The organism is Enterobacter sp. BIDMC92 (assembly GCF_001030225.1).
Taxonomy (GTDB): domain Bacteria; phylum Pseudomonadota; class Gammaproteobacteria; order Enterobacterales; family Enterobacteriaceae; genus Enterobacter; species Enterobacter sichuanensis.
The window spans coordinates 4,046,134-4,066,289 of record NZ_KQ087598.1 but is presented as its reverse complement, the minus strand read 5'-3'; the positions used below and the strand labels follow the sequence as shown (position 1 = coordinate 4,066,289).

Genomic DNA, 20,156 nt, shown 5'->3' with positions numbered 1-20,156 from the left:
GAATGAAAGTAACACTGCCAGAGTTTGAACGTGCTGGAGTAATGGTTGTTGGGGATGTGATGCTGGATCGCTACTGGTATGGGCCGACCAGCCGCATCTCTCCGGAAGCACCGGTACCGGTGGTTAAGGTCGACACCATTGAAGAGCGTCCCGGCGGCGCGGCAAACGTGGCGATGAACATTGCTTCTCTGGGCGCGCATTCGCGTCTGGTGGGCCTGACCGGCATTGACGATGCGGCGCGTGCGCTGAGCAAGTCGCTGGCGGACGTGAACGTGAAGTGCGACTTCGTTTCTGTTCCGACACACCCGACCATTACCAAGCTGCGCGTATTGTCGCGTAACCAGCAGCTGATCCGTCTCGACTTTGAAGAAGGGTTCGAAGGGGTTGATCCTGAGCCGCTGCACGAGCGCATCAACCAGGCGCTGGGCAATATCGGCGCACTGGTGCTGTCCGACTACGCCAAAGGCGCGCTGGCGAGCGTGCAGACGATGATCCAGCTGGCGCGCAAAGCCAATGTGCCGGTGCTGATCGACCCGAAAGGGACCGATTTTGAGCGTTACCGTGGCGCAACGTTGCTGACGCCTAACCTCTCTGAGTTTGAAGCGGTGGCGGGCAAATGCAAGACCGAAGCCGAGATCGTCGAGCGCGGCATGAAAATCATTGCTGACTTCGAACTCTCTGCGCTGCTGGTCACCCGCTCCGAGCAGGGGATGACCCTGCTGCAACCGGGTAAAGCGCCGCTGCATATGCCGACTCAGGCGCAGGAAGTGTACGACGTGACCGGTGCCGGTGATACAGTGATTGGCGTGCTGGCGGCAACCCTGGCCGCGGGTAACTCTCTGGAAGAGGCGTGCTATTTTGCCAACGCGGCGGCAGGCGTAGTCGTCGGGAAACTCGGTACTTCTACCGTTTCGCCCATCGAGCTGGAAAACGCGGTACGCGGTCGTGCCGATACCGGTTTTGGCGTCATGAGCGAAGACGAGCTGAAAGTGGCCGTCGCCGCTGCGCGCAAGCGCGGTGAGAAAGTGGTGATGACCAACGGTGTGTTCGACATCCTGCACGCGGGCCATGTCTCTTATCTGGCGAATGCGCGTAAGCTGGGCGATCGCCTGATTGTGGCGGTGAACAGCGATGCCTCGACGAAACGTCTGAAGGGCGAAACGCGCCCGGTGAACCCGCTGGAACAGCGCATGATCGTCCTCGGCGCGCTGGAAGCGGTGGACTGGGTGGTGTCATTTGAGGAAGACACACCGCAGCGCCTGATTGCCGGAATTCTGCCGGATCTGCTGGTGAAAGGTGGGGATTACAAACCGGAGCAAATCGCGGGCAGCGAAGAGGTCTGGGCCAACGGCGGCGAAGTGATGGTGCTGAACTTTGAAGACGGGTGTTCAACCACCAACATCATTAAGAAGATCCAGAAAGACAGTCAGTAGTCCGTGCGGGCTGATGCCCTCACCCCAACCCTCTCCCACCGGGAGAGGGCGCAAACCTAAAAAACGGCAACCGAGGTTGCCGTTTTGCATTGATTTTAGGCCTGGTCATCCACCGGCGGAATCGCCGGGGCCGGCTTCACTTCTTCCGGCGTATTACGGTTTTCCAGCTCGGTCAGACGCTGTTCCAGCAGCGCCAGCTTCTCGCGGGTGCGCAGCAGCACCTGCGTCTGCACGTCAAACTCTTCGCGGCTGACTAAATCAAGGCGAACCAACTGCGCCTGCAGCGTCTGGCGGATTTTCTTCTCAACGTCATCACCAAATTCACGAATGCCTTTTGGCATGGATTCATGAACCTGACGCGCGATCTGCTCAATTTTTTTCGGGTCAATCATTGTCGTTTCCCTTGATGGAAAGGTGTTAGTGTCCATTGTAGCGCGTCATGCCCGGGGTAAACAAAATTGTTTGATGCTTATGCATTGCCCAGGTTAATCAATAGCGTTATAGTTATCTCGCTTATTCTCAGGGCGGGGCGAAATTCCCCACCGGCGGTAAATCAGCGTAACGCTGAAAGCCCGCGAGCGCTTTGGGTGCATTCTCAAAGGTCAGCAGATCCGGTGTAATTCCGGGGCCGACGGTTAGAGTCCGGATGGGAGAGAGTAACGATCCAGTCGGGCATGGGCCCGCTCACGTTATCTTTTTGCCGCTTATAATACGGCGCTCCTAAGACTGCCCTGATTCTGGTAACCATAATGTTAATGAGGTTTTTTTACCATGAATCAGACGCTACTTTCCTCTTTTGGCACTTCAACTCAACGTGTTGAACATGCACTGGATGCGCTGCGCGAAGGTCGCGGTGTGATGGTGCTTGACGATGAAAACCGTGAAAACGAAGGCGACATGATTTTCGCCGCCGAAAACATGACCGTTGAACAGATGGCGCTGACCATCCGTCACGGCAGCGGCATCGTATGCCTGTGTATTACTGAAGACCGTCGTAAGCAGCTTGAGCTGCCAATGATGGTTGAGAACAACACCAGCGCCTTCGGAACCGGTTTTACCGTGACCATCGAAGCCGCGCATGGCGTGACCACCGGTGTATCGGCGGCTGACCGTCTGACCACCGTCCGTGCCGCCATCGCCGATGACGCAAAACCTTCCGATCTGCACCGTCCTGGCCACGTCTTCCCACTGCGTGCGCAGGCGGGTGGCGTGCTGACCCGCGGTGGTCACACCGAAGCGACCATCGATCTGGTGACGCTGGCAGGCTTCAAACCCGCTGGCGTGCTGTGTGAACTGACCAACGACGACGGCACCATGGCGCGTGCGCCAGAGTGCATCACCTTCGCACGTCTGCACAACATGCCGGTCGTGACGATTGAAGATCTGATCGAGTATCGCCAGGCGCACGAGCGCAAAGCCAGCTGATGATAAAACGCCGGGACATCCCGGCGTTTTTTTACCCAATTCCTGCCGTCTGCAGCAATACCAGGCTGAACCCCATCACCGACATTCCGCACAGCACGCCGTAACTGGGGTTGTTGTTCGGGTCAATCTCTTTCGCCAACGGCATCAGTTCATCCACCGAAAGCGCGACCATAATCCCGGCCACCGCTGCCATGATGGCCGCCATCACAACAGGCGAGACCAGGCTGCCAAGGATCAGCCAGGCCAGCACGCCGCCAAGAATTTCTGCCATGCCGGATATCCCTGCCCAAAACACGGCCGTTCGCTTTGAACCCGTGGCGGCATAAACCGGCCCGGCAACGGCCAGTCCTTCAGGAATATTGTGTAAGGCGACCGCCAGCGCGATGCCGAAGCCCATCTCAAGATTACTGCTGGCCGTCACATAGGTGGCGACCCCTTCCGGGAAGTTATGCAGGCTGATGCCCAGCGTCAGCAGAATCGCCGTGCGCTTAATATTCCGCGGCATGGGGGTGATGTTTTTCTGCATTAAATCCTGCGGATGCGCGTGCGGTAGCATACGGTCAAGAGCAAAGTACCCCAGCAGGCCAAAGACAAACATACCGTAACCCAGCAGCGGAGACATGCCCTCTGTGCCCAACGCGGCGGGGAGCATCTCCATCAGGGAGATAAGCAGCATGATCCCGGCAGCAAAGCCCAGTGAAAAGGCCAGTACGCGGTTAGACGGCTTCTGGCCAAGCACGCCGAGGAGTGCACCGATAAAGGTTGCGGCGCCCGCCAGGATGGTCAGGATCAAGGGGACTGACATGCATTTCTCCTTATGATAATGATTCTCATTAATCCTAATGATTCACTACGCGTAAAGCGAGAGAGGGAACGCTGTTTTACACATTCCTTACATTCAAATTTCCTGATGATGATCTTCACGCTTATCAGCGTTCATCCTGGCCCGATTGCGCGTAATGTAGCACCATTAAATTGACACCTTCTGTAAGGATATCACCATGACTACTTCCCGTATGCCAGCCCTGTTTTTAGGCCACGGTAGCCCCATGAACGTGCTGGAAGATAACGTCTATACCCGCGCATGGCATCATCTGGGCGAAACGTTGCCGCGTCCAAAAGCGATTGTGGTGGTGTCTGCACACTGGTTTACCCGCGGGACGGGCGTGACCGCCATGGAAACGCCAAAAACCATTCATGATTTCGGCGGCTTCCCGCAGGCGCTGTATGACACACATTATCCGGCCCCCGGCTCGCCTGAGCTGGCACAAAAGCTGGTTGATTTGCTGGCACCTGTCCCGGTCGCGCTGGATAAAGAAGCCTGGGGCTTTGACCATGGCTCGTGGGGCGTGCTGATCAAAATGTACCCTGATGCGGATATCCCGATGGTGCAGCTGAGCATCGACAGCACCAAACCGGCCGCCTGGCACATGGAGATGGGGCGCAAGCTGGCTTCGCTTCGTGATGAAGGCATCATGCTGGTGGCGAGCGGCAACGTGGTGCATAACCTTCGCACGGCACGCTGGCACGGTGAAAATACCCCGTACCCGTGGGCAACATCGTTTAACGACTTTGTAAAAGCGAACCTGTCCTGGCAGGGCCCGGTGGAGGAGCATCCGCTGGTGAACTATCTGGATCACGAGGGCGGTTCGCTCTCTAACCCGACGCCGGAGCATTTCCTGCCGCTGCTGTACGTTCTTGGCGCATGGGATGGACAAGAGCCGATTACGATCCCGGTTGACGGTATTGAGATGGGAAGTTTGAGTATGCTGTCGGTGCAGGTGGGATAATAAAAGCAAAACGGCAACGTCAGGTTGCCGTTTTTGGTGTTTACTCCCTCTCCCTGTGGGAGAGGGCCGGGGTGAGGGCATCAGGCCGCAGCCTTACTCAATAAAGATGTGCGGATAAAACCGTGACAGATCCTGCGTGATCAGCGCGCGATCTTCGCGGATGCCAATTCCGGCTGGTTGATCGTTGATGAGCCAGCTGCCAATCAGCGTATAACTGTCGCCAAATTTCGGCAGTTGATAGAATTCCTGGACGATCATCCCTTCTTCGCCGTAAGGCCCTTCAACCGCTTCCAGCGTTTTACCGTTTTCAATAATGGAGACGTTTGCCCCCTCGCGAGAGAAGATAGGCTTCACGACATATTTTTCCATTTGCGGGTAATCATCTTCCGCAAAATAGGCCGGCAGCAGGTTCGGGTGGTTCGGGAACATCTCCCACAGCATCGGCAGCAGGGCCTTGTTGGAGATAATGCTCTTCCAGGCCGGTTCCAGCCAGCGTACGCCCGCATCTTCCAGCTTGGTGGAGAACATCTCACGCAGCATGTATTCCCACGGGTAGAGTTTGAACAGGTTACTGATCACCTGGTCCTGCATGTCGGTAAACTGGCCTTTCTCACCCAGGCCGATATCCTCGATATAGAGGAACTCGGTCGCCACTTCCGCTTCGGCCGCACAGTCCTGCAGATACTGAACCGTGCCACGGTCTTCTTCCGTGTCGCGGCAGCAGGCGAGATGCAGCAGATTGAAGCCATGCTGTTCACGCAGCTCGGCAAAACGCTCGATCAGCTTTTCCTGCAGGCTGTTGAACTGGTCGCTGCCTTCCGGCAGGTTTCCGGCGTTCATCTGGTCTTCCAGCCAGATCCACTGGAAGAACGCCGCTTCGTACAGGGAGGTCGGCGTATCGGCGTTGTTTTCCAGCAGCTTAGGTTCACCCACGCCGTCCCATGCCAGATCAAGACGAGAGTAAAGCGAAGGCTGATTCGTTTTCCACGACTGACGTACAAAGCCCCAGGTGTGCTTTGGAATGCGGAACTTTGCCATCAGCGCGTCGCTGTCGATAACCTTTTCCACGACCTTCAGGCACATCTGGTGCAGCTCGGCCGTCACCGCTTCCAGTTTTTCAACCTGGTCCAGCGACAGCCTGTAATAGGCGTCTTCACACCAGTACGGCTCACCGTACATGGTGTGGAAGTTAAAACCGTATTCGGTGGCTTTTTCGCGCCAGTCCGGGCGCTCGGTAATACTGACTCGTTCCATGATCAGCCGCCCATTGAGCGAGAAGAGGTGCCTGTCGCGCTACGCTGCATGCTGGTCTGTTTCGCCACAGACTCACCAAACCCGCCGCGGGTGATGGTGCTGGTGGTAGCCGGTTTCGGTGCCATTGCCGTTTTCGGTACGGTCACGGTGCGGCCTGGGGTAGCTGCGCCATAGCCTTTGCCGCTGGCATCGGTGTATTGGCCGTAAGCCGGGCTGGCCGGGTTTTTCGAGCTAAACAGCGGCTGCTGCTGATAACCCGCACCGCCACCCATCAGGCGGCCCATCATGTAGCCAGCCATCAGCGGCATCCAGAAGCTGCCGCTGGACTGCGCCTGCGCCTGATTTTCTGGCGCCGTGCCCGCCTGAGCAGGCGTCTGCTGGCACTGACCTTCACCGAACTCGGCCACGCAGTCTTCGCGTGAGGCATATTTCGGTGCGGTACGTTCCGCTTCTTTCAGGGCATTGGTGTAGGCCGTCTTACATTCGGCGGCTTTACCGGTTGCCGCAGAGCAGTCGTCTGCATTTTGATACAGCGAAACCGTTTCGTCGTTTTTCTCACAGCCTGCCAGCATAAAGACCGCGGTGACCGCCAGCGCAACAGGGGTGAGATGACGGGCGTTCCAGCTTTTGCGGAACGACGCGTGATTAATGGATTTTGTCCGTTTCATGTTTGTCTTCCAGGACCCAGTGGTAATAACGCTCAGGATAGAGGATGAGTGGTTGAAAATGAAGCGAAGAGGGGCGGAATCAGGGGGATCTTTACGTTGGCTTACGTTCGGGCGTGATTTTGCGCCGGGTGGCGCTGCGCTGATCCGGCCTACGATTCAGTAGGCCCGATAAGCGAAGCGCCATCGGGCAATGCTTAGTTACGGAACGGATTATTGCCTTTGCTGGCGGACGTCGTGGTACGCGCAGCGGCTGGTTGTGCAGCAGGCGCGCTGCTGTCAGCGTTGAAGTTATCAACTGCGGCTACCTGCTCCGGGTTCTCCGGTGCAACACTGTCCGGAGAAGTTGAGACCGGTTTGCCCAGCGCGCTGTTCAGCATCTGCAGATCCTGCTCGTTCAGCGTACCCAGAGCCTGTTTGATGTTCAGCTGGTTAATCAGGTACTGGTAACGAGCGCTGGAGAGCTGCTGTTTGGCGTTGTACAGCGTGGTGGTCGCGTCCAGCACGTCAACGATAGTACGTGTACCGACGGAGTAACCCGCTTCCATCGCATCCAGGGAGCTCTGTGCAGACACCACGGCCTGTTTATAGGCGTTGATGCTGCTGATCGACGCGTTCACGTTGTTGAAGGAAGAACGCACGGTCTGCACCACGTTGCGGTGCGCGCTTTCCAGCTGCTCGCTCGCGCCCACAAAGTTGTACTGCGCCTGTTTCACCTGAGAGTTGACCTGACCGCCCTGATACAGCGGCAGGGAGAAGCTCAGACCCACTTTGTTCTGACCCATATTGCTGTCGTCATACTGGGCAGAATTGGTTTTAGAGCCGCTATAGGTCGTGTCAGAAACACCGGTAGACGCGGTCAGGCTCAGGGTTGGCAGGTGGCCGTCCTGCGCCTGACGAATCTGCTCGCGGGCCAGGTCCTGGCTCAGACGCGCCTGCAGCAGCGTCAGGTTACGGTTTTCCGCCTCTTTCAGCAGGGCGTTAACCGCCTGCGGCTTATCCGTTTTGAAGTTGTCCACGTTCAGGGAGGCCAGTTCCGGGTAGTAATTCCCGGTGACCTGACGCAGGGATTCCAGCGCGTTATCGAGGTTGTTACGCGCGGTCACTTCGTTAGCCAGCACGGTGTCGTACTGTGAACGGGCGTTCTGCACGTCGGTGATCGCCACCAGACCCACGTTGAAACGCTGGGTGGTTTGATCTAACTGACGGTAAATGGCCTGTTTCTGCGCTTCGGTGTAGGAGAGCGCGTCGATCGCGCTCAGCACGTTAAAGTAAGCTGTGGCCGTGTTCAGGATCAGCGTTTGCTGGTCGGTCTGATAGGTCACATCCTGAATGCCCGCGCTCTTTTCCTGCAGGGTCAGGGCGCGCCATTTGGACATATCAAACAGCGTTTGTGTCAATTGCAGTGAGGCGCTGGTAGCATTGGAGTTAACGCCGTTAGCGTCGCGGAAACCGTTGCTGTAGGTATAATCTGCACCTAAGCCTAACTGCGGCAGCAGTGGGCTACGTGCTTCGTTAATCTTTTCAAACGCAGCATCACGATCGGCCGCTGATTTACGTAAATCAGGGTTGCCCAGACGTGCCTGCTGGTAGACCTGTAACAGGTTTTCCGCCTGGCTCATTGCACTGAAGCCCGTCAGGCTCAGGCCGATAAGGATGGGGAGCAATTTCTTCATTTGCATTCCTTGTTGTGAAGCAGTATTAGCGCTGATCTAATTAAAAAATAATTGCCGATTCTAACAGAATCATCCACACCAAAAGGTTGGCGTTACGTGCCATCTGGCGGTAATTTGCACCAATCTACCATAGAGCCTTACAAACGGCAGCCAAACAGCCTTGAAATTCATCATTTCATCACTATTGCTACCAGGACCCGACTCATGCAAAAACCAGAAAAGTTGCCCGTGACATTCGCCAAAAACGATGTAGAAATTATTGCACGAGAAACGCTTTATAGCGGTTTTTTTTCGATGGAACTTTACCGTTTCCGGCATCGCTTGTTTAACGGTGAAATGAGCGGCGAAATCCGACGCGAAATTTTTGAGCGCGGCCATGCGGCAGTCTTGCTACCCTTTGACCCAGTGCGTGACGAAGTTGTACTGGTGGAGCAGATCCGCATTGCCGCTTATGACGTCAGTGAAAGCCCGTGGCTGCTGGAAATGGTGGCCGGGATGATCGAAGAAGGTGAGTCGGTCGAGGACGTCGCCCGTCGCGAGGCGCTGGAAGAGGCGGGGCTGGTGGTGGGCCGCACCAAACCGGTGTTGAGCTATCTGGCAAGCCCGGGGGGCACCAGCGAGCGCTTGTCCATTATGGTTGGCGAAGTGGACGCCACGACGGCGGAAGGGATCCACGGTCTGGCAGATGAAAACGAAGATATTCGGGTTCATGTGGTGAGCCGGGAACAGGCTTATCAGTGGGTAGAAGAGGGGAAAATCGACAACGCAGCGTCTGTCATCGCCCTGCAATGGCTACAGCTGCATTATCAGACATTACGAAACGAGTGGAAAAAATGAAGCGCTATACGCCTGACTTCCCAGAAATGATGCGCCTGTGCGAAACCAATTTCGCACAATTGCGCCGCCTGCTGCCGAGAAACGACGCACCCGGCGAAACGGTAAGCTATCAGGTGAGCAATGCGCAGTATCGGTTAACGATAACAGAATCAACGCGCTACACTACGCTGGTGGAGATTGAGCAAACGGCCCCCAGCATCAGTTACTGGAGCCTGCCGTCGATGACGGTGCGCCTCTATCACGACGCGATGGTCGCTGAAGTGTGTTCAAGTCAGCAGATCTTTCGTTTCAAGGCGCGGTATGATTATCCGAATAAAAAGTTGCATCAACGCGACGAAAAGCATCAAATTAACCAGTTTTTAGCCGACTGGCTAAGGTATTGTTTAGCACATGGAGCAATGGCGATTCCGGTTTGTTAGCGTCATAAACCTACCTAAGGACACCATTTGGAAAGCCTGTTGAACCTGACTGTTGCTGGTGGGGCGCCAGTCAGGATATTACAAATCACCGATACCCACCTTTTTGCCGAAAAGCATGAGACGCTGCTGGGGGTCAATACCTGGGAGAGTTATCAGGCGGTACTTAGCGCCATTCACGCTGAAAATCGTGCATGCGATCTGATTGTCGCAACCGGCGATTTGGCGCAGGATCAATCCTCCGCGGCCTACCAGCATTTCGCTGAAGGCATCGCGAGCTTTAGCGTGCCTTGCGTCTGGCTGCCTGGAAACCATGATTTCCAGCCGGCGATGTACAGTTCTCTTCAGGATGCGGGCATTTCTCCGGCGAAATGTGTCTTTGCGGGTGAACAGTGGCAGATCCTGCTGCTGGACAGCCAGGTATTCGGCGTTCCGCACGGTGAGTTAAGCGAGTTTCAACTCGACTGGCTGGAGACCAAACTGGCTGCTGAGCCTGAACGTCATACGCTGCTGTTGCTTCATCATCATCCTCTGCCGGCGGGGTGCAGCTGGCTCGATCAACACAGCCTGCGCAACTCTGCGGCGCTGGATCACGTACTGGCGAAGTTCCCGCGGGTAAAAAACCTGCTGTGCGGACATATTCATCAGGAACAGGATCTCGACTGGAATGGGCGCCGTATGCTGGCGACGCCGTCGACCTGCGTGCAGTTTAAACCGCACTGCGCCAACTTTACGCTGGATACCATCGCACCAGGCTGGCGCTGGCTGGACCTGCATGCCGATGGCACGCTGACCACGGAAGTCTGTCGTCTGACCGGCGCAAAATTCCGCCCGGATACCGCTTCTGAAGGCTACTGATGTCTACGCTCCTTTATCTGCACGGATTCAACAGCTCGCCGCGCTCCGCAAAGGCGACACAGTTTCGCCACTGGCTGAGCGAGCATCACCCCGACGTTGAGATGATCATCCCGCAGCTGCCGCCCTATCCTGCGGAGGCCGCGGAGATGCTGGAATCTATTGTGCTTGAACACGGCGGCGAGTCATTCGGTGTGGTCGGCTCATCGCTGGGCGGGTACTACGCCACCTGGCTGTCGCAATGCTTCATGCTGCCGGCCGTTGTGGTCAATCCGGCGGTACGGCCATTTGAGCTGCTGCGGGACTTTCTTGGCGAAAACGAGAACCCCTACACCGGCCAGCAATATGTGCTAGAGTCACGCCATATTTACGATCTCAAAGTTATGCAGGTCGACCCGCTTGAAGCGCCGGATCTCATCTGGCTGCTGCAACAGACGGGAGATGAAGTGCTGGATTACCGCCAGGCAGTGGCGTATTACGCATCCTGCCGCCAGACTATAGAAGAGGGCGGAAATCATGCTTTCACGGGCTTTGAGAATCATTTCACCCAGATTGTCGATTTTCTTGGACTGCACAGCCACTGACAATCAATGCGAATTGCTAGTTTAAATCATGACGCAAACCTATAACGCAGATGCCATTGAGGTCCTCACCGGGCTAGAGCCGGTTCGCCGCCGCCCGGGGATGTACACCGATACGACGCGCCCAAACCATCTGGGCCAGGAAGTTATTGATAACAGTGTGGACGAAGCGCTGGCGGGTCATGCCAAACGCGTTGACGTCATCCTGCATGCCGATCAGTCGCTGGAAGTTATCGACGACGGGCGCGGCATGCCGGTGGATATCCACCCGGAAGAGGGGGTGCCTGCCGTCGAGCTGATCCTCTGTCGTCTGCATGCGGGCGGTAAGTTCTCCAATAAAAACTACCAGTTCTCCGGTGGTCTGCACGGCGTGGGCATTTCCGTCGTCAACGCCCTGTCGAAACGCGTGGAAGTTAACGTTCGTCGCGACGGTCAGGTGTACAACATCGCGTTTGAGAACGGCGAGAAGGTGCAGGATCTGCAGGTGGTTGGCACGTGCGGTAAACGCAACACCGGCACCAGCGTCCACTTCTGGCCTGACGAAAGCTTCTTCGACAGCCCGCGTTTTTCTGTTTCCCGCCTGACGCACCTGCTGAAAGCCAAAGCGGTGCTTTGCCCTGGCGTGGAAATCACCTTCAAAGACCACGTTAACAACACCGAGCAGAGCTGGCACTACGAAGATGGCCTTAATGACTATCTGTGCGAAGCGGTAAACGGCCTGCCGACGCTGCCGGAAAAACCGTTCGTCGGTAATTTCACCGGTGACACCGAAGCGGTGGACTGGGCGCTGCTCTGGCTGCCGGAAGGTGGCGAGCTGCTGAACGAAAGCTACGTTAACCTGATCCCCACGATGCTCGGCGGGACCCACGTCAACGGCCTGCGTCAGGGTCTGCTGGATGCGATGCGCGAGTTCTGCGAATACCGCAATATCCTGCCGCGCGGCGTGAAGCTCTCGGCGGAAGATATCTGGGATCGCTGCGCCTACGTGCTCTCCGTGAAGATGCAGGATCCGCAGTTTGCCGGGCAGACCAAAGAGCGCCTCTCTTCACGTCAGTGCGCGGCCTTTGTCTCCGGCGTGGTGAAAGATGCGTTTACCCTGTGGCTGAACCAGAACGTGCAGGCGGCGGAGATGCTGGCCGAAATGGCCATCTCCAGCGCCCAGCGTCGTCTGCGTGCGGCCAAGAAAGTGGTGCGTAAAAAGCTGACCAGCGGCCCTGCGCTGCCGGGTAAACTGGCGGACTGTACCGCGCAGGATCTCAACCGTACCGAACTGTTCCTCGTGGAAGGGGACTCGGCAGGGGGATCGGCCAAGCAGGCGCGCGATCGCGAATATCAGGCGATCATGCCGCTCAAGGGTAAGATCCTGAACACCTGGGAGGTCTCGTCTGATGAAGTGCTGGCCTCGCAGGAAGTGCACGATATCTCGGTGGCGATCGGCATCGATCCTGACAGTGACGATCTGAGCCAGCTGCGCTACGGCAAGATCTGTATCCTCGCGGATGCAGACTCCGATGGTCTGCACATCGCTACGCTGCTGTGCGCGCTGTTTGTGAAACACTTCCGCACGCTGGTGAAAAACGGTCACGTCTACGTGGCGCTGCCGCCGCTATACCGTATCGATCTCGGCAAAGAGGTGTACTACGCGCTGACGGAAGAAGAGAAAGCGGGCGTGCTGGAACAGCTTAAGCGTAAGAAGGGCAAACCAAACGTACAGCGCTTTAAAGGGCTGGGCGAGATGAACCCGATGCAGCTGCGCGAAACGACGCTGGATCCGAACACCCGCCGTCTGGTACAGCTGACGATCAGCGACGAAGACGAACAGCAAACCAACGCCATGATGGATATGCTCCTTGCCAAGAAACGTTCGGAAGACCGTCGTAACTGGCTGCAGGAGAAAGGCGATATGGCGGATATTGAGGCCTGATGCCCTCACCCTAACCCTCTCCCACAGGGAGAGGGAATGGATCGTAGGCCCGGTAAGCATTAGCGCCACCGGGCTTTTTTACATCAAAACTCCATCTTCACCGTAAACTGCACTTCGCGCGGGTCGCCAATCTGGTTACCCAGATTGTTGGTGGCGATAGATGAGGTGTAGTAGGTCTTATCAAACAGATTTTTGACGTTCACCTGCAGCGTCACCGGATACTGCAGCTTCATCTTATACGCCGCAAACGCATCCGCCACGAAATAGCCCGGCAGATAATAATCCGCCCCGTTGGTCGCGGAACGACGGCTTACGCCATGCCCGCCGCCGCCCAGCGTCAGGGTATTCCCGGCAAACGCATTGTGAATATCATAGGTCAGGAACAGGGAGCCGGTATGGCGCGGCACGTTCGGCAGCGGTTTGCCGGCATAGTCCGGATCTTCCAGCACTTTCGCGTCGGTATAGCCATAGCTGGCGATGATATTGGTGTTCTCGGTCAGCGACCCGGCAAGATCCACCTCCACACCCTGAGAGCGCACGCGTCCCGCGGTTTTGGCGATGGTTTCCCCGCCAATGCTCTCGGTGTACAGCACGTTGCGCTTGTGAATATCAAACAGCGCGATATTGGCGGTAATCCCATCGAACAGATCGAATTTTGCACCCATTTCATAGGCATTCGACGTTTCCGGCGGCAGATCACCGATGTAGCTCGCAATCGACGACTGCGGCATAAACGTTTGTGAGTAGTTGGCAAACAGCGAGACGGATGGCGTGAGCTTGTAAACCAGCCCCAGCTTTGGCGTCCACTGCTCGTCGCGGCTGTCGGTATTGACGTTGAACGGACGACCTTTACCTGCGTACTGGGTGTAATACTGATAGCGCAGCCCGGCGACGGCGATCCAGTTGTCGGTCAGGTACAGGGCATCCTGCGCGTAGGCCGAGTAGCTCTCCTGCTTGAGCGTCTGATCGCTGTCGGACGCCGACACGGTGGTGCATTTGCCGAGGTTGCCATACGTCGGGTGGTAGATGTTGAAATCTTTCACGTTTTTACAGCGCATCATGTCTGTGCGCAGCAGATCGTAATTTTCATACGACACGCCGGTCAGGATCTCATTGTAAAAACCGGCAATATCCACATTCCCCTGCAGATCCGCGCGGGTGCTGTGCATGCGCTGGGTCGATCCCTGGGTGGCATCCACACGGCGGGTCAGGTTGCCGGTTTTTGAATCATAGGCCATCACTCGGGCCTGATTATCGCTGTATTTATCCTGACTGTAGCTGTAGTCGAACTTTGCGGTCCACTGGCTGTTGAGACGATATTCCGCGTTGAGCTGGGCGAGGTCCGACTGCCCGTCAGTGATATTAAACGGCTCGTCAAAGCGGGTTTTACGATCCACGTTTACCGGCTGTTTGGTGTTGAGATCGAAGATCGTCCCGCGATCGAACGGCGTCTTATAGTCGCGATGGGAATAGAGCACGGTCACGGTGGCATCGTCACCAAACCAGGTGAGCGACGGAGCGATAAAGGTGCTGCGTTCGTTACCAAAATTACGCCAGTAATCCTCGTCCTGATATTCGCCCGTGAGGCGATACGCCAGCCGCGTGCCGTCAATCGGGCCGGTGACGTCAACCTGTCCGGTGCCGCCGCCAAAGCTGGAAGAGGTGGCAGAAATCGACCCGCCGAAGCGCTGTTCCGGGCGTTTGGTGACCACGTTAATCAGCCCGCCGGGATCGAGAATGCCATAAAGCGTCGAGGCCGGGCCTTTCAGCACTTCCACGCGCTCGGTTGCGGCATTAAAGCTGCGCGGCAGCACGGTGCGCAGACCGTTGGTCATGACCGAGCCGTCGCGGTTCGCGCCAAACCCGCGGCGCACAAACGCATCCTGCGTGCCGCCCAGCGTGTTGGTCTGCATCACGTTGCTGACGTTGTAGAGCGCTTCATCCAGCGTGGTGGCGTGCTGATCCTGGAGCACCTTATCGCTGACGGTATTCACCACCTGCGGGATATCCAGCATCGGCATGTTGGTTAGCGTGGCGGTGGAGGTATTCAGCGGCTGGTAGCCGTTCGTGGCGTCCGCCGTAGTATTTGGATCGGCCGTGACGGTCAGCGTTTCGCCGTCTTTAGCCGTGGTGGTGTCTGCTGCCTGCACCAGCGGCGCCATAAACAGCAGTGAAAAGAGCGCGCGCCCTTTTACCCCAGAGAGTGAAGGTGTGAACGTAGCCATTACATCTGTTATCCCGAAATATTCCGCAAAAGACGTTTCGCGGAAGAATGTGTGAGTCATTGCCCCTTACGGTCTGCCCGTTAGCCAGAACTGGCATCGGACATGTAATTGAGAATCATTCAATCATGAGCAGATGTAGTAGTAAATGGAAAAAAGCATAAATCGACTACAGCTAGAAATAAGGAGATAAAGCGTAACGGCGACAGAGTTAATTTATTGAAAATAAAGTTGATATAAAGCTATCCGAGCTCGCTTGCTTGTCCGTTTCCCCCTGGTTTTTACAGGGTGTTTCTTCGCTTGACTACTACATGGCGCAGCGTCAAACTCTCAAAAGAGAATGAGTTTTATTTTTATTTATTGGCTTTTCATTACGTTGGCATTCACGTGGCTCACAACACAAACAAACCGGGACTGGTTCTGGAGAACCTCTCTGCGGGGTATCAGAAAAAAATCATCATTGATGGGCTCACCCTTGCGATCCCTCAGCAGAAAATGACGGTGCTGGTAGGAGCGAACGGCTGCGGGAAATCCACGCTGTTGAGCACTATCGCGCGGCTGCTGCGACCGCTTGGGGGGGCCGCGCTGCTGGACGGCAAAGCCATTCATGAGCAGCCGACCAAAGCGGTCGCCCGTCAGCTTGGCATTCTGCCGCAATCCCCGCTGTTGCCGGAAGGGTTAACCGTTTTTGAACTGGTCTCGCGCGGTCGTTATCCCTGGCAAAACGTTATGCGCCAGTGGAGCGAAGAGGACGAACTGGCGGTGGAAGAGGCCCTGCGGCTGACCGGTACGGCAGCGTTTGCCCATATGCCGGTAGAAAGCCTGTCCGGCGGTCAGCGACAGCGCTGCTGGATCGCGATGGCGCTGGCGCAGCAAACGCCGTATATCCTGCTGGATGAACCCACCACCTTTCTCGATCTTCGCTACCAGGTGGAGATCCTCGAACTGCTACATACGCTGACGCGTGAGCACGGGCGTACCGTGCTGGTGGTGTTGCACGATCTTAACTTCGCCGTGAACTATGGCGATACGCTGGTCTTTTTACGCCAGGGAAAGGTGGAGGGGGTATTGCATGAGGGGGACGTTTGTACGCCAGAGCTTATTAAAGCGGTGTTCGATGTCGACGTGCATATGTCCATCAACCCGTTAACCGGCAAACCGTTCTTTATGCCGTTTCGCCAGGTCGCTGAAAAATGATCCGCACCTCTCTGGCATTTATCCTTTTTGTCTTACTGCTGACGGCGGGCGCGATTGCCCATCTGGGAACTGGCGCGCGTGTTATTCCGCCCTGGACAGTGGCCCAGGCCTTTTTCGCTTTCGACCCGCACAATTTCGACCATAACATCATCATCAGGCTGCGCCTGTTACGCCTGATGGTGGCCACGATCGTTGGCGCGGCGCTGGGCGTGGCGGGGGTATTATTACAGTCGGTCATCCGCAACCCGCTGGCTGAGCCGCATATTCTGGGGCTCAATGCCGGGGCGGCGCTGGCGGTGGTGCTGACGAGCGCGCTGGGCCTGACCCTGCCAGTGGGGCAGCCGCTTGTTGCCGCTGCCGGTGCCGCCACGCTGTTTTTGCTGGTACTGGTGTTCTCCTCTTCCGGGCGGACCGGACTCACGCCGATGAAAGTCACCCTGTGCGGCGTCGCGATGTCGGCCTTTGCCTCGTCAGTGACCGCCGCCGTGCTGATTCTGGACGAACAAACGCTGCTCTCCCTGCGCACCTGGCTGGCGGGTGATGTCGCCGGGGTCAACGCACAGACGCTGCAGAGCGCCCTGTGGGCCGCCACTGCCGGTTTTGTTCTCGCTCTTGCGCTGTCGCCTTCGCTCAATATGCTGGCGCTTGGCGACAACATGGCGCAGGGGCTTGGCGTATCGCTGCTGAAAACCCGTTTGCTCGCTCTGCTGGCTATCGCGCTGCTCTGCGGCGCGGCCGTCTCCATCGCCGGGCCGATTGGTTTTATTGGCCTTGTGGTGCCGCAGCTCATTCGCCGTCTGGTGTCGGTCGATCTGCGGGTGATGGTGCCGCTGTCTGCGCTGTGCGGCGCGCTGGTTCTGCTGCTGGCGGATATCGCGGCCCGGACGCTGTTTACGCCCTGGGAGCTGGCAACCGGCATCATGACTGCCCTGGTTGGCGCCCCCGTCTTTATCTTCATGGCGTCGAGGATGTTTAAATGAACCGCGCCGGACTGCGTGCATTGCGCGTTGGCACCTTCTCGGCGCTGGTTCGTCCAAAGGCGCTGGCGTGTCTTGCAATCCTGACGCTGGCCGCCTGCCTGCTGACCGGTTTTGGCCTGACGCACGGTTCCCTGCCTATTCCCAGCTCCGCCATCGGACGCGCGCTGTTTATGCCTGAAAGTCTGACGACAGAGACGCGCTACATCGTGATGGACATCCGTCTGCCGCGTCTGCTGATGGCGATCCTGTGCGGCGCAATGCTCGGCATGGCAGGGGCGGCCATGCAGTCCATCACCCGCAATGGCCTGGCCGATCCGGGACTGATCGGCGTGAAAGAGGGCTGTAGCACAGCGGTACTGCTGCTGATTTTTCAGTTCCCGGCGCTGAGCCTGGCGTGGCGTCCGCTGGTCGGGATGGCCGGGGGGCTGCTCACCGCGCTGCTGGTGATAGCCCTGGCGCGGGATATCTCGCGCCCGCGATTTATTCTGATCGGTATTGGCGTGTCGTGGGCCTTTGCCGCGGCAATGGGGGTTTTTATCACCACCGCTGACGTGCGCGACGTGCAGACGGCGATGCTGTGGCTGGCGGGAAGCCTGCATGCGGCAAACTGGACGCTGGTGGGGCTGGCCGCGCTCTGGACTGTCCCCGCGTTTGCGCTGCTGCTGTTTACCGCCCGTGCCGCGGACGTGGCGTTGCTCGGCAACCAAACGGCAACGGGCCTTGGGGTTCGTACCAGCCGGCTGGCGCTGCTGCGGGTTCTTGCCCCGCTGGTGCTGACGGCGGCCTGCGTCTCCTGCGTGGGCAGTATTGGCTTCGTGGGGCTGATTGCCCCGCACATGGCGCGCCTGCTGCTGCGCGGTGGTCAAACCGCGCTCCTGACGGGCAGTGCCGTGCTGGGAGCGCTGCTGGTGCTGCTGGCGGATAACATTGGACGGCTGGCATTCCTCCCGCTGCAACTGCCGGCGGGCATTGTCATTTCATTAATTGGCGGACCGTTTTTCCTGCTGCTGCTCTGGCAGCGCCGGGACAGATTTTAGAGGACGATAATGCGCGTACTTTTTTCGATGCTGTTGCTGGTGGGGTTTGCAGTGAGTGCGGCGGAGCCGACTCAAACATTTACCGACGATTTGGGACGTAAGGTTGTTGTGCCGCTTCACCCAAAGCGGATCGTCTCGCTGCATGATCTGGATATCACCATTCCGCTGATTGAGCTTGGCGTGCCACCGGTCGCAAGCCATGGCCGCACGCGCCCGGACGGTAGCCACTTTCTGCGCTCCAGCGGAATGTTGACGGGCGTCGATTTCGATAACTCAGACATCAAATTTATCGGCACGGCCGATATCGACATTGAAGCCATTGCCGCCGCCAAACCTGACCTGATCATTACCGAGCCGACCCGTAATACGCCGGTGGAACAGCTTGCGAAAATTGCCCCGACGGTGAGTATCGATCACCTCGACGGCGGTGCGCCGGAAATCTACCGCAAGCTGGCGCAGCTTACCGGTACGCAGGCGCGGCTGAAAATCCTGGAGCGCCGTTATCAGGAACAAATCAAAGCGCTGAAGGCAACCCTCGACACCCGCCATATCACCGTGTCGGTCATTCAGGCCAACCAGGGGAAAATTAACGCCATGCACAGCTACCACTCGCTTGGACGCGTGCTGCGCGACGCAGGATTCACATTCCCGCCGTTGATTGAGAGCATCCCGGACGGAGGGCGCATTGACGTCAGCGCCGAGCGCCTGCCGGAGCTGGATGCCGATTTTGTCTTTGCTACCTGGCGCGGGGACACTGGCGGAAAACCCCAGGATGAGCTGGCGGCAATGGATGCCGTGATGCCGGGCTGGTGCCAGTTCCTGAACGCCTGCCGGACCGGACACTACGTGCTGATCTCGCGCGAGGAGGCCATCTCGAATTCGTTCGCCTCGTTAGGGCTGATGGCCGCGCAGGTACAGTCGCAGATTGCCGGGCGTCCGCTGCCGGAGGCATCACGGTGATCCGCAAAGAGAAAGGTCGCGTGGATGTTTATGGCGAACGTTTTCGCGCGCGGGCGCATCAGCTGACACCGCGTCTGCTGCAGGTCGCCCGCTATATTCATGACAATCGCGAAGCGGTGATGGAGCAGACGGCAATGGAGATCGCCACGCAGCTTAAAACGTCAGACGCCACGGTGGTCCGCGCGATCCAGGCGCTGGGTTTTGCCGGACTGCGCGATCTCAAGCAGACCCTGGAGCAGTGGTTTGGTCCGGTGGTGACCTCGAGCGAAAAAATCTCCTCTACGGTCAATACGCTCACCAGCGACGTGAATGCGAGTATCGATTTTGTGCTGGAAGGGCACCAGCACACCTGCGAGGTGTTGTCGCAACCGCACAACCGCTACGCGATGGCCCAGGCGGTCTCACTGCTGGCACAGGCGAGGCAGGTCGCCCTGTTTGGGATTGGCGCCTCCGGCATTCTGGCCGAGTACACCGCCAGGTTGTTCAGCCGGATGGGGTTGCCCGCCACGCCGCTTAATCGCACCGGGATAGGCCTTGCTGAACAGCTGATAGCGCTTCAGCGCGGCGACGTGCTGGTGATGATGGCGCAGAAATCCGCGCACCGGGAAGGACAAACTACGCTGCGTGAAGCGAAACGTCTGGGCATCCCCACCATTTTGCTGACCAACGCGCTGGATTCACGTTTCAGTAAAGAGGCAAGCGTAGTGATCCACGTCCCGCGCGGCGGTGAAAAGGGTAAAATTCCGCTCCATGGCACGGTGTTGCTGTGTCTGGAGATGCTCATTTTATCCGTCGCCGCCACCGAGCCGCAGCGCACCATCAGGTCCATGAAGCGCATTAACGAGCTACACCGTGGGTTAAAACCGGGGAAGAAAAGCAGCTAAAAACAACAAAGCCCGGTGGC

Annotated in this window: 19 protein-coding genes and 1 riboswitch; of the genes, 13 read left to right on the top strand and 6 right to left on the bottom strand. The window is 57.5% G+C overall.

Translation table 11 applies throughout. The annotated features are described in order from the left end of the window. The first annotated feature begins 2 nt into the window (after positions 1–2). Positions 3–1,433, top strand: coding sequence for a bifunctional D-glycero-beta-D-manno-heptose-7-phosphate kinase/D-glycero-beta-D-manno-heptose 1-phosphate adenylyltransferase HldE (hldE, locus tag SP99_RS18975; protein WP_045285913.1), 1,431 nt, complete (start codon positions 3–5; stop codon positions 1,431–1,433). Positions 1,434–1,528: 95 nt separating this feature from the next. Here the strand turns inward: hldE and ubiK are convergent, their stop codons facing one another. Next, the gene (ubiK, locus tag SP99_RS18970) at positions 1,529–1,825 is read right to left on the bottom strand and encodes a ubiquinone biosynthesis accessory factor UbiK (protein ID WP_013098757.1); all 297 of its coding nucleotides are present in this window, start codon (positions 1,823–1,825) and stop codon (positions 1,529–1,531) included. 119 nt (positions 1,826–1,944) lie between these two features. Beyond that, a riboswitch (FMN riboswitch) is annotated at positions 1,945–2,095 on the top strand. A 109-nt stretch (positions 2,096–2,204) separates the two neighbouring features. On the opposite strand from ubiK, the gene ribB reads away from it, so the two are divergent. Then, positions 2,205–2,858 carry a 3,4-dihydroxy-2-butanone-4-phosphate synthase gene (gene ribB / locus SP99_RS18965; RefSeq protein ID WP_008502964.1) on the top strand — a complete coding sequence of 218 codons (654 nt, stop codon included), beginning with the start codon at positions 2,205–2,207 and terminating at the stop codon, positions 2,856–2,858. A gap of 31 nt (positions 2,859–2,889) precedes the next feature. Here ribB and zupT read toward each other — a convergent pair whose 3' ends face one another. Continuing rightward, on the bottom strand, positions 2,890–3,663 hold the full coding sequence (gene zupT / locus SP99_RS18960; RefSeq protein WP_025758519.1) for a zinc transporter ZupT: 774 nt from the start codon (positions 3,661–3,663) through the stop codon (positions 2,890–2,892). A gap of 196 nt (positions 3,664–3,859) precedes the next feature. Between zupT and ygiD the strand changes: the two genes are divergently transcribed. Continuing rightward, positions 3,860–4,648, top strand: coding sequence for a 4,5-DOPA-extradiol-dioxygenase (gene ygiD / locus SP99_RS18955; RefSeq protein WP_025758517.1), 789 nt, complete (start codon positions 3,860–3,862; stop codon positions 4,646–4,648). 93 nt (positions 4,649–4,741) lie between these two features. Here ygiD and SP99_RS18950 read toward each other — a convergent pair whose 3' ends face one another. The 3 genes from SP99_RS18950 to tolC all read right to left on the bottom strand — a co-directional run bounded on the left by SP99_RS18950 (position 4,742) and on the right by tolC (position 8,243). Continuing rightward, positions 4,742–5,902 carry a glutathionylspermidine synthase family protein gene (locus SP99_RS18950; protein ID WP_047959479.1) on the bottom strand — a complete coding sequence of 387 codons (1,161 nt, stop codon included), beginning with the start codon at positions 5,900–5,902 and terminating at the stop codon, positions 4,742–4,744. A 2-nt stretch (positions 5,903–5,904) separates the two neighbouring features. Continuing rightward, positions 5,905–6,570, bottom strand: coding sequence for a DUF1190 family protein (locus tag SP99_RS18945; RefSeq protein ID WP_025758515.1), 666 nt, complete (start codon positions 6,568–6,570; stop codon positions 5,905–5,907). Positions 6,571–6,764: 194 nt separating this feature from the next. Next, the gene (gene tolC, locus SP99_RS18940) at positions 6,765–8,243 is read right to left on the bottom strand and encodes an outer membrane channel protein TolC (RefSeq protein ID WP_047959478.1); all 1,479 of its coding nucleotides are present in this window, start codon (positions 8,241–8,243) and stop codon (positions 6,765–6,767) included. 204 nt (positions 8,244–8,447) lie between these two features. Between tolC and nudF the strand changes: the two genes are divergently transcribed. Genes nudF through parE form a run of 5 tightly spaced genes read left to right on the top strand, consistent with a single transcriptional unit; the run spans position 8,448 to position 12,856 of the window. Next, positions 8,448–9,080 carry an ADP-ribose diphosphatase gene (nudF, locus tag SP99_RS18935; RefSeq protein ID WP_025758512.1) on the top strand — a complete coding sequence of 211 codons (633 nt, stop codon included), beginning with the start codon at positions 8,448–8,450 and terminating at the stop codon, positions 9,078–9,080. Continuing rightward, positions 9,077–9,499: a DUF1249 family protein gene (locus SP99_RS18930; protein ID WP_003862516.1), complete on the top strand. Its 423-nt coding sequence runs from the start codon at positions 9,077–9,079 to the stop codon at positions 9,497–9,499. The genes nudF and SP99_RS18930 overlap by 4 nt, the downstream gene beginning before the upstream one ends. Before the next feature lie 27 nt (positions 9,500–9,526). Further along, positions 9,527–10,354 carry a 3',5'-cyclic-AMP phosphodiesterase gene (gene cpdA, locus SP99_RS18925; protein ID WP_045285910.1) on the top strand — a complete coding sequence of 276 codons (828 nt, stop codon included), beginning with the start codon at positions 9,527–9,529 and terminating at the stop codon, positions 10,352–10,354. After that, positions 10,354–10,935, top strand: coding sequence for an esterase YqiA (yqiA, locus tag SP99_RS18920; RefSeq protein ID WP_045285909.1), 582 nt, complete (start codon positions 10,354–10,356; stop codon positions 10,933–10,935). Before cpdA ends, yqiA begins: the two co-directional genes overlap by 1 nt. A 28-nt stretch (positions 10,936–10,963) precedes the next feature. Continuing rightward, the gene (parE, locus tag SP99_RS18915; RefSeq protein ID WP_047959477.1) at positions 10,964–12,856 is read left to right on the top strand and encodes a DNA topoisomerase IV subunit B; all 1,893 of its coding nucleotides are present in this window, start codon (positions 10,964–10,966) and stop codon (positions 12,854–12,856) included. 83 nt (positions 12,857–12,939) lie between these two features. Here the strand turns inward: parE and SP99_RS18910 are convergent, their stop codons facing one another. Beyond that, positions 12,940–15,081: a TonB-dependent siderophore receptor gene (locus SP99_RS18910; protein WP_047959476.1), complete on the bottom strand. Its 2,142-nt coding sequence runs from the start codon at positions 15,079–15,081 to the stop codon at positions 12,940–12,942. Positions 15,082–15,465: 384 nt separating this feature from the next. Between SP99_RS18910 and SP99_RS18905 the strand changes: the two genes are divergently transcribed. The 5 genes from SP99_RS18905 to SP99_RS18885 are packed head-to-tail and all read left to right on the top strand — an operon-like array spanning position 15,466 to position 20,136. Further along, entirely contained in the window at positions 15,466–16,275 is an 810-nt protein-coding gene (locus tag SP99_RS18905; protein ID WP_047959858.1) for an ABC transporter ATP-binding protein, read from the top strand. Beyond that, entirely contained in the window at positions 16,272–17,255 is a 984-nt protein-coding gene (locus SP99_RS18900; protein WP_047959475.1) for a FecCD family ABC transporter permease, read from the top strand. Before SP99_RS18905 ends, SP99_RS18900 begins: the two co-directional genes overlap by 4 nt. Beyond that, entirely contained in the window at positions 17,252–18,292 is a 1,041-nt protein-coding gene (locus SP99_RS18895; protein ID WP_047959474.1) for a FecCD family ABC transporter permease, read from the top strand. The genes SP99_RS18900 and SP99_RS18895 overlap by 4 nt, the downstream gene beginning before the upstream one ends. 9 nt (positions 18,293–18,301) lie before the next feature. Further along, positions 18,302–19,252, top strand: coding sequence for an iron-siderophore ABC transporter substrate-binding protein (locus SP99_RS18890; protein WP_025758500.1), 951 nt, complete (start codon positions 18,302–18,304; stop codon positions 19,250–19,252). Beyond that, the gene (locus SP99_RS18885) at positions 19,249–20,136 is read left to right on the top strand and encodes a MurR/RpiR family transcriptional regulator (protein WP_047959473.1); all 888 of its coding nucleotides are present in this window, start codon (positions 19,249–19,251) and stop codon (positions 20,134–20,136) included. The genes SP99_RS18890 and SP99_RS18885 overlap by 4 nt, the downstream gene beginning before the upstream one ends. Positions 20,137–20,156 lie beyond the last annotated feature (20 nt).

What these genes read in the sequence shown, in the direction of transcription:
- hldE (WP_045285913.1), top strand. Translation starts at nt 3, where the DNA reads ATGAAAGTAACACTGCCAGAGTTTGAACGTGCTGGAGTAATGGTTGTT.
- ubiK (WP_013098757.1), bottom strand. Translation starts at nt 1,825, where the DNA reads ATGATTGACCCGAAAAAAATTGAGCAGATCGCGCGTCAGGTTCATGAA.
- ribB (WP_008502964.1), top strand. Translation starts at nt 2,205, where the DNA reads ATGAATCAGACGCTACTTTCCTCTTTTGGCACTTCAACTCAACGTGTT.
- zupT (WP_025758519.1), bottom strand. Translation starts at nt 3,663, where the DNA reads ATGTCAGTCCCCTTGATCCTGACCATCCTGGCGGGCGCCGCAACCTTT.
- ygiD (WP_025758517.1), top strand. Translation starts at nt 3,860, where the DNA reads ATGACTACTTCCCGTATGCCAGCCCTGTTTTTAGGCCACGGTAGCCCC.
- SP99_RS18950 (WP_047959479.1), bottom strand. Translation starts at nt 5,902, where the DNA reads ATGGAACGAGTCAGTATTACCGAGCGCCCGGACTGGCGCGAAAAAGCC.
- SP99_RS18945 (WP_025758515.1), bottom strand. Translation starts at nt 6,570, where the DNA reads ATGAAACGGACAAAATCCATTAATCACGCGTCGTTCCGCAAAAGCTGG.
- tolC (WP_047959478.1), bottom strand. Translation starts at nt 8,243, where the DNA reads ATGAAGAAATTGCTCCCCATCCTTATCGGCCTGAGCCTGACGGGCTTC.
- nudF (WP_025758512.1), top strand. Translation starts at nt 8,448, where the DNA reads ATGCAAAAACCAGAAAAGTTGCCCGTGACATTCGCCAAAAACGATGTA.
- SP99_RS18930 (WP_003862516.1), top strand. Translation starts at nt 9,077, where the DNA reads ATGAAGCGCTATACGCCTGACTTCCCAGAAATGATGCGCCTGTGCGAA.
- yqiA (WP_045285909.1), top strand. Translation starts at nt 10,354, where the DNA reads ATGTCTACGCTCCTTTATCTGCACGGATTCAACAGCTCGCCGCGCTCC.
- parE (WP_047959477.1), top strand. Translation starts at nt 10,964, where the DNA reads ATGACGCAAACCTATAACGCAGATGCCATTGAGGTCCTCACCGGGCTA.
- SP99_RS18910 (WP_047959476.1), bottom strand. Translation starts at nt 15,081, where the DNA reads ATGGCTACGTTCACACCTTCACTCTCTGGGGTAAAAGGGCGCGCGCTC.
- SP99_RS18900 (WP_047959475.1), top strand. Translation starts at nt 16,272, where the DNA reads ATGATCCGCACCTCTCTGGCATTTATCCTTTTTGTCTTACTGCTGACG.
- SP99_RS18895 (WP_047959474.1), top strand. Translation starts at nt 17,252, where the DNA reads ATGAACCGCGCCGGACTGCGTGCATTGCGCGTTGGCACCTTCTCGGCG.
- SP99_RS18890 (WP_025758500.1), top strand. Translation starts at nt 18,302, where the DNA reads ATGCGCGTACTTTTTTCGATGCTGTTGCTGGTGGGGTTTGCAGTGAGT.